Raw genomic sequence first — 13,335 nt, 5'->3', positions numbered from 1 at the left:
CGGACCGGTACAGGTCGGTGACGGCCGGCGCTGCGCCGATGCCGGAGGCGGGTCCGGAGGAACATGGCCCGCCGCCGGACGGGAGTGAGGCTCCGGTTAGGCTCCGCCACATGGACGTACTCATCCACATCTTCGTCGGCCTGCACATCATCGGCATCGCCTCGCTGCTGGGCGGGTTCCTCACCCAGATGAAGGCGATGGGCAAGGGCACGGCCCGCTTCGTCCCCGCGATGCTGCACGGCGCGCTCACCATGCTGGTGACCGGCGCGATCCTGGTCGGCCTCAACCAGGCGAACGGCAGCACCGTCGACAACATCAAGATCGGCGTGAAGCTCGCCCTGCTGATCGTGATCCTCGGCCTCGTCTACGTGAAGCGCGACGAGGAGCAGATCGACAAGGGCCTGTTCGGCCTGGTCGGCGGCCTGACCATGACGAACATCTTCATCGCGGTGCTCTGGACCTGAGCGCTCCCACGAGGGTCGCGAGCCAAGCGGCCACCGCGACCCACAGCAGCACCTGCCCCGGGCCCCTGAGCCAGGGCGCGTCGGCGGCGGTCCCCACGGAGAGGATCGCCGCCGCCGTCATTCCCATCGGGAAGACGGTCGACCAGCGCCGGATGTCGTAGTCCCACCGGGGCCACCACACCTCGGCCACCGCCAGCACCACGTACCAGACGACGTCGAGGACGAGCACCAGGACGGCCGCGCTGCGCAGGGTGTCGGTGTCGTCGTCGTTCCACAGGCCCGTCGAGACGAGCTTCGCGCCCGCGAGCGCGGCGATGGCGAGCGCGCCGGCCGCGATCCACTGGTCACCCGCGCCGGTCGCGACCTGACGCAGGTCGAAGCGGAGCAGCGCGAAGACGTACAGGACGAGCCCGCCCCAGAAGAGCACCATCCCGGTGTACGCGAGCCAGTGCGCGCCGGTCGCGCTCGTGAGTGTCGCGGCCAGGACGACGAGGCCCTCCGTCGCAACGCAGCCGAGGAAGACGTTTCCCGGCATCCGCCGTTTCCAGTGCCGCACCACGTTGATCATCAGCACCGGCCAGACGAGCGCGGCGAGCGCGAGCAGCGCCTCGGCCGTGGTCTGCCAGCCGAACAGGGAGAACCGGGTGCCGAGGACCGTCGTGGCCGCGACCGCCGTGAGCGCGGGCGGGGTGTCGGCCTCGGACTCCCAGCGGGCGGGGTCGTTGACGAGGCGGTTCGCGAAGTTCGCCGCGAGGACGAGCCAGAGGGCGGCGGCGAGCACCAGGAAGATGCCGGACAGCACCGAGTGGCCGGTCAGGTGCAGGCCGACGGAGATGATGCCGGTGGCCATGACGGCGGCGCCGGCCGCCGGCGGGAGCTGGGACCACGTGGGTCCGGGACGTGGGGTTGCGTTCGGGCCGCGCACCGCCCGAACGTAACCCCACAAAGACGGTCAGGCCGGGCGCACCACGCTGTGGATCGGCATGTAGTAGATCGACTCGACGCGGACGCTCGCGCCCGGCTTCGGTGCGTGGATCATCTTGCCGCCGCCGATGTAGATGCCGACGTGGCTGATGTCGTTGTAGAAGAACACCAGGTCACCGGGCTGGGCGTCGGTCGTGCTGACCGTCTTGCCGACGTTGACCTGGTCCCAGGTGGTGCGCGGCAGCGAGATCCCGGCCGACCGCCACGCGGCCTGCGTGAGGCCCGAGCAGTCGTACGAGCCGGGGCCCGTGGCGCCCCACACGTACGGCTTGCCGATCTGGGCCTCGGCGAAGCTGATCACCTTCGCGGCCTTGGTCGCGTAGCCGGACCCGGTGCTTCCGGTGCTGCTGCCTCCGGAGCCGGTGCTCGTGCCCGAACCCGTGCTCGATCCGGAACCGGAACCGGAACCGGAACCGGAACCGGAGCCCGCGGCAGCCTTCTGCTTGGCCTCTTCCGCCGCCTTGCGCTTGGCCTCGGCCGCCGCCTGCTGGCGGGCGAGAGCCTCCTGCTTCTTGCGGGCCTCCTCCTGCTTCTGTTTCTCGATCGCCGCGAGCCGCGCCTTCTCCTCGGCGGTCAGCTTCGAGAGGAGGTCGCGCGCGTCACCGAGCTTCTGCTGGACTTCCTTCTTGGAGCTCCGGAGCGTGGCCTGCGAACTGGTCAGCGTCTCCAGGCTCTTGGTCGCCTCCGTGCGCTTCTTCGTGGTGGCGACCTGCTCCGCCTGGTAGTCGTCGACGGCCTTCTTCTGACGGCTGGTGAGCCTGCCCATCAGATGGTCCTGGTCGAAGTAGTCCTGCGGGTTGTCGGCGAGGAGCAGCGTCGCCGTGTCGGACACGGCGCCCGTGCGGTACTGGGCCGCGGCGAAGGTGCCGAGCTCCTGGCGGGCCTTGTTGAGCTTGTCGGTCCGCTTGGCGACGTCGTCGAGCAGGTGACCGACGCGCTGCTGCTGCGTGGCCGTGCGCTCCTTGGCGGCGTTGTACTTCTCCGTGGCCACGCCCGCCTGGTGGTAGAGCGTGTCGACCTTCTTCTGGACCTCTTCCAGGCTCGGCTTCGGCGGAGCGGAGGGCGCCGCGTTCGCCGTCTGCGAGAGCAGCGCTATCGAGGTGAGGGCGGCCGTCGTGATGCCGAGGACGGGGGCCGTACGGGGACTGGCTGTCCGCGGTTTGCGGTGCGACGCCAAGGGGTGGGACTCCTTCCCGTGACCGCTTACCGGGTTAGCTGACGGGTTCGGGCGAAGATTCGGAAGGCTGCCCTACGGCCGTGCCCTGACGGGTCGTCGGCCGATTCACCCCAAAAGTCCTGGGTCCCCGGTTCCATGCCTCTCGGCGTACTGAACTCAGCGGGGGCGACCCGCTCGCGGCGCGGTTGCCGGCGGGGGGACGGGCGGCCCGCGGAGCACCGTAGCCAACTCGTGTGGCTGCTGTGAAGGTTGATGTTCGATATGCCCGATACATTTTCGTGACCTTCGGAAATCTTCTTGGTGACCGGAGGTAACGGTCACGCAGGGTGATTCCCGCACTTCGTGGCGTGCCCGTCCCGGGAAGGCGGGGCCAAATTTCCGGGGCGGCCGTGGGTGTCAGTGGGGCGGCCTAGACTCGGAGAGCGATGAGCAGCCTCTTTGACGACAGCTTCCTGGCGGACCTCACGGCTTCGAAAGCCCACGAGGAGCATCCCCCGCCGCCGCCCGAGGACGACATGGCTCCGGAGCACGTTCCGGACGACCTGTTCGACGGGAAGTTCGACGCGCCTCCGGCCAGAGACGAGTACTACCGCGGCGGCGCCCCCCGCCCGGCGCTCGACCCGGCCGCGCTCCTCGACGGGCTGAACGAGAACCAGAGGGCGGCCGTCGTCCACGGCGGCTCCCCGCTGCTCATCGTGGCTGGCGCCGGCTCGGGCAAGACCCGCGTGCTCACGCACCGCATCGCCCACCTCCTCGCCGAGCGCGGTGTGCACCCCGGCCAGATCCTCGCGATCACGTTCACGAACAAGGCCGCGGGCGAGATGAAGGAGCGCGTCGAGGCCCTGGTCGGCCCGCGGGCGAACGCGATGTGGGTGTCCACGTTCCACAGCGCCTGCGTCCGCATCCTGCGCCGCGAGTCCAAGCGGCTGGGCTTCACGTCGTCGTTCTCGATCTACGACGCCGCCGACAGCAAGCGCCTGATGGCCCTCGTCTGCCGCGACCTGGACCTCGACCCGAAGAAGTTCCCGCCGAAGTCCTTCAGCGCCAAGATCTCAAATCTGAAGAACGAGCTGATCGACGAGGAGGACTTCGCCGCCCAGGCGGCGGACGGCTTCGAGAAGACGCTTGCCCAGGCCTACGCGATGTACCAGTCCCGCCTCCGCGAGGCGAACGCGCTGGACTTCGACGACCTGATCATGACGACGGTCAACCTGCTGCGTGCGTTCCCGGACGTCGCCGAGCACTACCACCGCCGCTTCCGCCACGTCCTGGTCGACGAGTACCAGGACACGAACCACGCGCAGTACTCCCTGGTGCGTGAGCTCGTCGGCACCGCCGCCGCCCACGACGAGGAGGTGGAGGCGGGTCTCGACGTGCCGCCGCGCGCGGACGACCTCGGCCCGGCCGAGCTGTGCGTCGTGGGTGACGCCGACCAGTCGATCTACGCCTTCCGCGGCGCCACCATCCGGAACATCCTCCAGTTCGAGGAGGACTACCCGGACGCGACGACGATCCTCCTGGAGCAGAACTACCGCTCGACGCAGACGATCCTCTCCGCGGCCAACGCGGTCATCGAGCGGAACGAGTCCCGCCGCCCCAAGAACCTGTGGACGAACGCGGGCGCAGGCGCGCAGATCACCGGCTATGTCGCCGACACCGAGCACGACGAGGCGCAGTTCGTCGCCGACGAGATCGACCGGCTCACGGACGCGGGCGACGCCAAGGCGGGCGACGTCGCCGTCTTCTACCGGACGAACGCGCAGTCCCGTGTCTTCGAAGAGATCTTCATCCGCGTCGGCCTGCCCTACAAGGTCGTCGGCGGAGTGCGCTTCTACGAGCGCAAGGAGGTCAGGGACGTCCTGGCCTACCTGCGGGTGCTCTCCAACCCGGAGGACTCCGTCCCGCTGCGCCGCATTCTCAACGTGCCGAAGCGCGGCATCGGTGACCGCGCCGAGGCCATGATCGACGCGCTCTCCCAGCGCGAGAAGATCTCTTTCCCGCAGGCGCTGCGCCGCGTCGACGAGGCGTACGGCATGGCGGCCCGCTCGACGAACGCGGTGAAGCGGTTCAACACGCTGATGGAGGACCTGCGCACCATCGTCGAGTCCGGCGCGGGCCCGGCCACGGTCCTGGAGGCCGTGCTCGAACGCACCGGGTATCTCGCCGAGCTCCAGTCGTCGACTGACCCGCAGGACGAGACGCGCATCGAGAACCTTCAGGAACTCGCGGCCGTGGCACTGGAGTTCGAGCAGGAGAGCGCGGCGGCGGAGGCCCCGACCGAGGCTCCGGCCGAGGGGGAGGGCGGCGCGGCGAGCCCCGGCACGCTCTCCGAGTTCCTGGAGCGGGTCGCACTCGTCGCCGACTCCGACCAGATCCCCGACGAGGAGGACGACGGCAGTGGCGTCATCACGCTGATGACCCTGCACACGGCCAAGGGCCTGGAGTTCCCCGTCGTCTTCCTGACCGGCATGGAGGACGGCGTCTTCCCGCACATGCGTTCCCTCGGCCAGGTCAAGGAGCTGGAGGAGGAGCGCCGTCTCGCCTACGTCGGCATCACGCGCGCGCGTGAGCGGCTGTATCTGACGCGCTCCACGCTGCGCAGCGCCTGGGGCCAGCCCTCGTACAACCCGCCGTCGCGCTTCCTCGAGGAGATTCCGGACGCGCATCTGGAATGGAAGCGGACGGGTGCGGTGGCGCCCGCGAAGTCGGCGGGGCCGACGAGTGGGATCGCGGCTTCGCTGTCGTCGTCGCGCTCGCGCACGACGCCCGCGTTCGCCACGCGCCGGGCGACCGAGAAGCCGGTGGTCGCGCTGTCCGTGGGAGACCGCGTCACGCACGACCAGTTCGGCCTCGGCACGGTAGTCGGCGTCAAGGGCACGGGGTCGAACGCGGAGGCGACGGTCGACTTCGGCGACCCGAAGCCGAAGCGGCTGCTGCTGCGGTATGCGCCGGTGGAGAAGCTTTAGCGCTGCGCTTTGCTTGCGGGGGGCTCGGCTCTCGGGGTCGAGCCCGCGGGGCGGCGGTTCTTGGGGGCGAGCCCATGGCCCGCGAGACCGCCGGTCGGCTTACGTCGGGTCGAGGCCGTGGCTGCGGAGCCAGGGGAGCGGGTCGACGGCCGAGCCGCCGCCGGGGCGCACCTCGAAGTGCAGGTGCGGGCCGGTGGAGTTGCCGGAGTTCCCGGAGTGCGCGATGACGTCCCCGGCCTTGACCGGCCCGCTCGACACGGTGCGGCTGGAGAGGTGGCAGTACCAGGTCTCCGTGCCGTCCTTCGCCGTCAGGATCGTCATGTTCCCGTACGCGCTGTTCCACTGGCTGCGGATGGTGCCGTCGGTCGCGGCCATCACCGGAGTGCCGTAGGAGACGGGGAAGTCGATGCCGGTGTGGATGGACATCCAGTTGATGCCGGCCTGTCCGAAGTACGCGCTCAGCCCGTGCTGCGAGACCGGCAGGGCGAACTTGGGCCGCAGCCGTTCCTTGCGGGCCGCTTCCTCCGCCGCCTGCTTGCGCTCGGCCTCCTGCTTGGCCCTGAGGTCGATACGTTCCTGCGTGCGGCTCGCCCGGTCGGCGAAGTCACCCGCGTCGGCGGAGAGTTTCGCGAGCTGGGTGTCGAGCTTGTTGTTCGCGACGGACGGCTTCACTGCGGTGGCGTCGGGCGCCGACGCGGCCGTCGTCTCCTTTTTGTCGTCGCCGCCGACCCCGCCGATGGCTGCTGCGGCCGCTCCCGCGACGCCGATCGCACACACCGAGGGCACCGCGACGGTGAGCAGCGCGGAACGCTTGGCGGGGGTGCGGCGGCGGGAACTGGAACTCGAAGCGGAACGGGAGCCCGAAGCGGAACGGGAATTGGAGCGGGAGCGCGAGCGGGAACGCGGTGCGGACGCGGGGCGCTCGTCGGCGTCGCCATCACCGGAGTCAGCTTCGCTGTCAGTCTCGGCTTCGGCACCGGTGCTGTAGCCGTAAGGGTCTGTGGTGTGGCCGACGGCCGGGTCGGGGGCGCCCGCCCTGTGGCTCAACTCGGGCTCGTGTGCGTCGAGTTGACCGTAGCCGTGCTGGGCGTCGCCGTCGTGGCCCGTGAGGTGCGCGGCGTCCGCCGGGTCGACGTCCGGGCCCGCGGAGTTCCACGCCGTGGCGTCGTACGCGCCGCTGTCGTAGGCGGACGAGCCGGGGAACGTCTGTGGGGCGAACGTGTGTGTCTCGAAGGCCTGGGCCTCGAAAGTCTGCGTCTCGTAGGCCTGAGCGTGGGCGTTGGCGGCGTGAGCGTCGTGGGTGTGCGTAGCGAAGGCCGAAGCGTCGAACGTCTGCGTCTCGAAAGCCGGAGCCTCAAAGCCCTGCGTCTCAAAAGGCTGAGCGTCAAAGGTCTGCGCCTCGAAGGCCTGCGTCTCAAACGCCTGAGCCTCGAAGGTCTGAGTCTCGAACGTCTGGGTCTCGAAGGCGTTCGGGGTCTGGAAGGTCCCCGTCGCGAAAGCGTCCTGCGTCGCGAACGTGTCCTGCGTCGTGAACCCCTGCGCCTGCGCCCCGAAAGCGTTCGCGTCCCACTGCCCGCTCTGGTCGGCCCACGCGCCCGTGTCCCAATGGCCGGAATCGTGCGGCCCGGACTGCGCCGGAATGTCGGTGAGTTGCTGATGCGTGCCGGTCGCCCATGCGGCGGTGGTGTCGTAGGCGCCGGTGCCGTACGGGGAGTGCTGGTGCGCCGCGTACGGGTCGTGGTGCGTCGGCTCCGGTGTCGTCAGCGTCTGGTGCGCGCCGGTCGCCCACTGGCCTTCGGCGTACGAACCCGCCCCGTGCGCGCCGGAGTGGTCACCGAGGTGGGGGTCGGTGGCGTAGCCGTCGATGGCGTGGCCGTCGTAACCGGCGTAGCCCCCGCACTGAGCGTTCTGCTGGTCATACGGAGCGTAGGGCGCGTAGTCGGCGTCCTGTGCCGGGGCCGGGGTGGTCTGAATCCCCGACGGGTGACGGTCGTTCACCAACTTCTCTTTCGCCTCGACAACAGGGGCTGCCAGAGCAGTGCGGCGACTGTACCCGGCGGTACGCGGGCACGACAATCTTCGTCAGGTTTCCCGCCCGCAGGAAACGGGCATTCGGCTGCCTTTCGGGGGACTGTGGGCAGAGCTTTGGCTCTGCGTTCGAGGATCGTTCGACATTTGACCAGTTGGGAGACGGTTCTGGGGCGCGAATCAGGCCACGGTCAGCCCGCCGACGGAGTCCGGCGTGTGCGCCTCCCGCCCCTCCGGCGCGTCGATGTCGAGTGCCTCCCGGATGCCGGCCGCGACCGCCGGGTGCACGGGGAGCGCGAGGTGGCCGACGCCGGTCACTCGGACGTTGTGCGCGAGCAGGTCGGGGTGGTCGATCCGGGCCGTCTCCAGCGGAACCATGATCTGGTCGAGATCGCTCCAGAAACTCACGAAGTGGGTGCGGCAGCCGGGCGCGGGCCGCGCCAGCTCCTCGATGACGGTCGAGCCGGGGCGCATCTGCCGGACGATCGGGTGCGCGTCCATCAGGGGCGCGATGGTCGTCCCCTTGTGCGGGGTGCCGAGCGACACGAGCGTGCGCACGCGCAGATCGCCGCCCAGGCACTGCACGTAATAACGGGCGATGAGCCCGCCGAGGCTGTGGCCCACGATGTCGACCCGGTCCTGGCCCGTGCGTTCGCAGATCTCCTCGACGTGCCGGCCGAGCAGGGCGGCGGCGGTGCGGATGTCGCACGTCAGCGGCGAGTAGTTGAGCGATTCGACGTGGTGCCGGCCGTGCTGGGCGAGCGAGCGGCGCAGCAGGACGAACACGGAACGGTTGTCGATGAAGCCGTGCAGGAGGAGGACGGGGGGCTTGCTCTCGGCCGCGGGCAGGTGGGCCGTGACGGTGTCGCGCGTTCCGCGCTCCGGCGATCCGTGCTCCGCTGTTCCGCGTTCCGGTGTTCCGTGCTCCGGCTTTCCGTGCTCCGGCAGGCTGCCGGAGCACCCGTTCAGGCTCCTCAGCTCCACCGTGGTGCCGTTCGTGTGATCGGCGGCGTAGGTGCGCAGGTAGTCGGGGGAGTGGCGGAGCGGGGGGATCTCGGGGGCGGCGCGACGCTCCGGGATGAGCCCGGACGGGTAGAGCAGCAGGTGTCCGGCGAGGATCGCGAGCTCGAGGGCGGTGGCCTTGAGCAGGGCCATGGAGGTTCCGGTCAGCCGCTCGGGGATCAGGTCGTAGAGCGGGCGTAGGGGCAGGATGCTGTTGACCTTCATGGCCGACCTCCCGTCGACACCCGGAGGAAACTTCGCCGTAACCCCGAGTGCCCTCATGGGAAGCATGCGCCGAGTTGACGGACGGCGCGCGTCGTGCACGGACGGTGATTGACTGGTGCCCGTGCGTGACCGTCGCTGTTGCGGTACGGACTTTCCGTGCTTACCGCGGTGCCGATCCCCCGTGCCGCCCGCCGCTCGGCGGCGGTGTCCTGCGGCTGTTTTTCTTCGCGGCTTCCCTGCGTCACGCCCCCGGAAAAGCGGCTTCGGAGCCGCCCGCGGCGACCTGGCGCGCGGTTGTACGTGTCCCAACGTGTGATTTCCCCCTCCCTCCGCACCGCGAAACGGTCGGCTGCGGGATGCTGTCGATAACGTTCGTTCACTCGCCGGGTACGCATCAGCTCAGGTATCGGGTGGAAGTCGCTTCATGGAGGCAGTGATGGGTGTGGCAGCCGGTCCGATCCGCGTGGTGGTCGCCAAGCCGGGGCTCGACGGTCACGATCGCGGGGCCAAGGTGATCGCGCGGGCGCTGCGCGACGCCGGTATGGAGGTCATCTACACGGGCCTGCACCAGACGCCGGAGCAGATCGTCGACACGGCGATCCAGGAGGACGCCGACGCGATCGGTCTCTCGATCCTTTCCGGAGCGCACAACACGCTCTTCGCGCGCGTCATCGAGCTTCTTGCCGAGCGCGACGCCGCGGACATCAAGGTGTTCGGCGGCGGCATCATCCCGGAGGCGGACATCGCTCCGCTCAAGGAGAAGGGTGTGGCGGAGATCTTCACTCCGGGCGCGACGACGGCGTCGATCGTGGACTGGGTCCGGGCGAACGTCCGGCAGCCGGCCGAGGCGTGATCCCTCCGGGGGGCCCGGGATTCTTCTCCCGCTAGATCTAGATGGTGGTGCAGGGTGCTCAACCTGCCGGTGATTCCGGCAGGTTGAGCACTTTGCGTTACGGGGGTGTGGTGGGGGCCAGTCCACCTACGCCGCCACCCCCCTCAACTCGTCCCGCATGGCCTGCCGCAGGCGCAGCGTGCTGACGAGGCGCTGGAACGCCTCCGACCAGTAGCCCCCGGCTCCGGGAGCCGCGTCCTCCGGTTCGTCCGGGGTCGCCGTGAGACCTTCCAGGCGGGACGCCTCCGCCGGGTCGAGGCAGCGCTCGGCCAGGCCCATGACCCCGCTGAAACTCCACGGGTAACTGCCCGCGTCACGCGCGATGTTCAGCGCGTCGACGACGGCCCGCCCGAGCGGCCCGGCCCAGGGCTGCGCGCAGACCCCGAGCAGCTGGAACGCCTCCGACAGCCCGTGCGCCGCGATGAAACCGGCCACCCACTCGGCCCGTTCGTCCCCGGGCAGCGCGCAGAGCAACTTCGCCCGCTCCGACAGCGATACGGCGCCGGGGCCCCCGGCGTCGGGCGACGCGGGTGTCCCCAGGAGGGCCCGGGACCACACGACATTCCGCTGGCGCACCGCCGCCCGGCACCAGGCCGCGTGCAGTTCGCCCTGCCAGTCGTCGGCCACGGGCAGCGCGACGATCTCCTCCGGAGTGCGCCCGCCGAGCTTCGGGGTCCAGTGGTCGAGCGGTGTCGCCTCGACCAACTGGCCCAGCCACCACGACCGTTCACCCCGCCCCGTCGGCGGATTCGCCACGACCCCGTCCCGCTCCATGCTCGCGTCGCACTCGTGCGGAGCCTCGACGGCGATCGTCGGCGTGCTCTGCGTGCGGTCGACGGCTACGCAGGTGCCCGCGCGCGATGCCATTCGGGCCGCGAGTGCCGAGCCGGGGAGCGCGGACAGGAGCTCGGCGGCGGTCGCTCTGACGTTGCGGCTGCGGTCCGACAGCGCCTGTTCCAGGAACGGCTCGTCGGCGTCGGCCAGGCCCGTGCGCAGCGAGTCGAGGAACATCAGCCGGTCCTCGGCCCGCTCGGTGGACCAGGTACCGGCGAGCAGCTCGCGCGCCGCGATCGGGTTGTGCGCGCGTACGGCGGACAGGAGCGCGACCCGCTCCGCGAACAGACCCTCCTCCCATAGGTGGTGTACGTCGGCGGTGGCCTCGGGGTCCGGGAGGGTCGTGGCGCCGCCGGGCGTGGAGCGCAGGGCGAACTTCCAGTCCGGGTTGAGCCGCGCCAGCCACAGGGCGCGCGGGCCGGCGAATGTGAGTGCCTGCGGCCGCAGGTCGGTGCGCCCGCGCGCCGCGTCGAGGAGCGCGGGCAGCAGCTCGGGAGGCGCGGCGTAGCCGTGTTCGTTGGCCCCGGCGAGCCACTGGGGGAGCAGTTCCATCAGGTCGGGCGCCGTCCCGCGACGGCCACCGCCGGTACCGGGCCGGTCGGTGAGCAACATGGCGAGCCGACGCCGGGCGGGGGCCGGGAGAGCGGGCCGCGCATCGTGCGCGGCCCGCTCCGGAGGCGCGGCCGCGACCGCCGGACGCAGCCCCGCACGCCGCCGCACGGTCTGAACGGCGGCGGCGTCGAGCAGGGAGCGGGGCGCGTCGGAGCCGGACGAGTGGCCGGGCGGCGTCCGCCGGTCAGTCCCCAGCAGGGCTACGGTGACCAGCTCTTCCCAGGCGTCGGGGGCGGCGTCGGGGTTGTCCGGGCCTGTGGCGGTGACGGCTCCAGTGCTGGTCGTCGAGCTGGAGCGGGCCGGCGTTCCCGTGCGTGCCGACGTGCCGATATTGGGGGTCGCCGCGCTCCGGAGGCTGTCCGTGCGTTTGTCGGTTGCCGGCCGGGTGCCGGTCGTCGAGCTGGTGCGGGGTGGCGTGCCGGCGGGTGCTGCTGCGCCGGTGTCGGGCGACGTGCCGTTGCCCATGCCGGTGGCGGTCGCCGCACCGATGCTGCCCACGGCGCCGGTGCGGGCGGGCGTTCCCGTGCGTGCCGGCGCGCTGAGGTCGGTCGCTCCACCTGTGCGGATTCCCGCGCCGATGCCGTTCGCCGCCCCCGGCGCTGGCGCCACGTCCATACCCGTCGCCGCCCCCGCATAGGGCCACGAGCCGATTCCTCCCGAGCGGTCGTCGTCGGGGGAAGGTGCGTTCATGTTGCTCCTCTCCAGGGTTCGGGGTCGGTTCGTCAGCACAGCGTCACCGGATCTCCCGGGCCTTCCGGCCAGGCCGTTAGTGGGGTGAAGCCTCGGTGGCCGCATTCGCCGAAGACCGTGACCGGGGCGCCGCCCGACAGGGCCGCCAGTCGCCACAGGCCGGGGCCGGACGTGGCCTTCGGGGTGAGTGGAAGTGCTAGGCGCTGCGTCAAGTCGTCGTCTGAGTCGGCTAGTTGCCAGCCGTTGGCGCGCTCCCCCTCTCCGCCCGGCCCCGGTATGACCCGGCTCAGCGTCACCGGCCATGACTCCAGCCATGGGTCCTGCGTCAGCGCGTCGCCGTACCGTGCGGCGGCCTCCGCGACGCCGACTCCCTTGGGGCGTGCGGAACTTGGGGCGGGCGCCGCGAACTGTTCGCCCAGGTCAGCGCGGAGCTGCCCGTCACCCGCGTACGCGGACAGCTCGGCGTCCAGGGCCAGGCCGACCGGCAGGGAGAGGGCGGGTGCGCGGCCCGCCGCCCCGTAGGACAGGAGGAGCGCCGTGCGGCCGGACTCCGTTCCGTACAGCCATATTCGGCGTGTGGTGAGCCGGGTGTCGGCCGTGTCGTGCTGGGACAGGACGAGCCACCGGTCGCGCGTGGGCTGTCCGTCCGCCGAGGCCGGCAGTCCGACGCGGGAGCGGACTGTCGCCGCCAGCCCGGCCGGAAGGCCGTCGCGGCGGAGCCAGCCCTGGTCGAGGAGGTGCAGCAGAGCGCACTCCTCCAGGAGGCGTACGGGCCAGCCCGGCCCCGACGCCGGTATCGCCCCCAACTCCCGTACCCGCGCAGCGAGTCCGGGTGCCTGCGCGTCCACCATGCGGGCAGCCGTCTCCTCCCACATCCCGTACCCGGCCTGCTCCGCCGAGGCGAGGCCGCCGCGCAGCAGGTCCGTGAGCCGCTGTTCCAGTTCGCCCGCGCCCGCGGTGACCCGCTCGGCCCGTCGATCGGCTCTGCGGCGCGCCGCCTCGGGATCGGCGGAAGGCCTGCCGCCGGAATCCGAATCCGCGGCCCGCTTGGCCTGCGCCCGCTTCCTGCGCCCCTCGGCCCACTCCTCCGCCCAGTCCGGCGGCGTCCCCGCGTCCGGCACCGAACCGTCCTGCCCGGCCCACAGGAGCAGCAGCCCGAGCGCGTGCTTGCACGGGAACTTACGGCTCGGACAACTGCACTTGTATGCCGGACCCGCGACGTCCGCGACATCCACGACCGTTTGGTACGGCTTGCTGCCACTGCCCTTGCACAGTCCCCACACCATCCCCTCCCCCGAACCGCCCGCCTCGGACCATGGCCCGGCGACGCCGAGTTTGCTTCCCGCCTTGCGTGACGGGGCGTCAGGCGCCAGTGCCAGCACCTGGTCCGCCGTCCAGCGCACCCCCTGCTGAGTCATGTTCTCGAAGGTAGGTCCCGCCACTGACAATCGACCGTGAGCG

9 protein-coding genes and 1 riboswitch are annotated in these 13,335 nt (G+C 71.0%); of the genes, 3 read left to right on the top strand and 6 right to left on the bottom strand.

The annotated features are described in order from the left end of the window. The first annotated feature begins 110 nt into the window (after positions 1–110). Complete coding sequence (locus tag ABZ893_RS24485) at positions 111–464, top strand: hypothetical protein (protein ID WP_361407323.1); 354 nt, start codon at positions 111–113, stop codon at positions 462–464. On the opposite strand, the gene ABZ893_RS24480 is transcribed toward ABZ893_RS24485, so the two are convergent. Together ABZ893_RS24480 and ABZ893_RS24475 are read right to left on the bottom strand one after the other, a co-directional pair. Continuing rightward, positions 442–1,389 (bottom strand): tellurite resistance/C4-dicarboxylate transporter family protein, encoded by a 948-nt coding sequence (locus ABZ893_RS24480; RefSeq protein WP_361407321.1) that lies wholly within the window; start codon positions 1,387–1,389, stop codon positions 442–444. The two genes, ABZ893_RS24485 and ABZ893_RS24480, sit on opposite strands and share 23 nt — an antisense overlap. A 27-nt stretch (positions 1,390–1,416) precedes the next feature. Continuing rightward, positions 1,417–2,625, bottom strand: a complete 1,209-nt coding sequence (locus ABZ893_RS24475; protein WP_361407319.1) for an NlpC/P60 family protein — start codon at positions 2,623–2,625, stop codon at positions 1,417–1,419. A gap of 8 nt (positions 2,626–2,633) precedes the next feature. Further along, positions 2,634–2,797: riboswitch (cyclic di-AMP (ydaO/yuaA leader) on the bottom strand. A 253-nt stretch (positions 2,798–3,050) separates the two neighbouring features. Between ABZ893_RS24475 and pcrA the strand changes: the two genes are divergently transcribed. Further along, positions 3,051–5,591, top strand: a complete 2,541-nt coding sequence (pcrA, locus tag ABZ893_RS24470) for a DNA helicase PcrA (RefSeq protein WP_361407318.1) — start codon at positions 3,051–3,053, stop codon at positions 5,589–5,591. Between the two features lie 99 nt (positions 5,592–5,690). Here pcrA and ABZ893_RS24465 read toward each other — a convergent pair whose 3' ends face one another. Then, complete coding sequence (locus ABZ893_RS24465; RefSeq protein ID WP_361407316.1) at positions 5,691–7,589, bottom strand: M23 family metallopeptidase; 1,899 nt, start codon at positions 7,587–7,589, stop codon at positions 5,691–5,693. A gap of 210 nt (positions 7,590–7,799) precedes the next feature. Next, the gene (locus tag ABZ893_RS24460; protein ID WP_361407314.1) at positions 7,800–8,846 is read right to left on the bottom strand and encodes an alpha/beta fold hydrolase; all 1,047 of its coding nucleotides are present in this window, start codon (positions 8,844–8,846) and stop codon (positions 7,800–7,802) included. 436 nt (positions 8,847–9,282) lie between these two features. Here ABZ893_RS24460 and ABZ893_RS24455 point away from each other — a divergent pair, with 436 nt between their 5' ends. Continuing rightward, entirely contained in the window at positions 9,283–9,699 is a 417-nt protein-coding gene (locus ABZ893_RS24455; RefSeq protein WP_361407781.1) for a cobalamin B12-binding domain-containing protein, read from the top strand. A 126-nt stretch (positions 9,700–9,825) separates the two neighbouring features. On the opposite strand, the gene ABZ893_RS24450 is transcribed toward ABZ893_RS24455, so the two are convergent. Together ABZ893_RS24450 and ABZ893_RS24445 are read right to left on the bottom strand one after the other, a co-directional pair. Continuing rightward, a complete protein-coding gene (locus ABZ893_RS24450) occupies positions 9,826–11,397 on the bottom strand; it encodes a DUF5691 domain-containing protein (RefSeq protein WP_361407779.1) in 1,572 nt (523 codons plus the stop codon). A 509-nt stretch (positions 11,398–11,906) separates the two neighbouring features. Then, complete coding sequence (locus ABZ893_RS24445) at positions 11,907–13,292, bottom strand: SWIM zinc finger family protein (protein WP_361407312.1); 1,386 nt, start codon at positions 13,290–13,292, stop codon at positions 11,907–11,909. Positions 13,293–13,335: the final 43 nt, after the last annotated feature.

Source organism: Streptomyces sp. NPDC046821 (genome assembly GCF_040645335.1).
In the GTDB taxonomy this organism is placed as follows: Bacteria; Actinomycetota; Actinomycetes; order Streptomycetales; family Streptomycetaceae; genus Streptomyces.
This window is presented reverse-complemented; position numbering and strand designations above follow the sequence as displayed.

Bases quoted from the DNA above. Each gene is read 5' to 3' on its own strand.
- ABZ893_RS24455 (WP_361407781.1), top strand. From the start codon at position 9,283: ATGGGTGTGGCAGCCGGTCCGATCCGCGTGGTGGTCGCCAAGCCGGGG.
- ABZ893_RS24485 (WP_361407323.1), top strand. From the start codon at position 111: ATGGACGTACTCATCCACATCTTCGTCGGCCTGCACATCATCGGCATC.
- pcrA (WP_361407318.1), top strand. From the start codon at position 3,051: ATGAGCAGCCTCTTTGACGACAGCTTCCTGGCGGACCTCACGGCTTCG.
- ABZ893_RS24460 (WP_361407314.1), bottom strand. From the start codon at position 8,846: ATGAAGGTCAACAGCATCCTGCCCCTACGCCCGCTCTACGACCTGATC.
- ABZ893_RS24445 (WP_361407312.1), bottom strand. From the start codon at position 13,292: ATGACTCAGCAGGGGGTGCGCTGGACGGCGGACCAGGTGCTGGCACTG.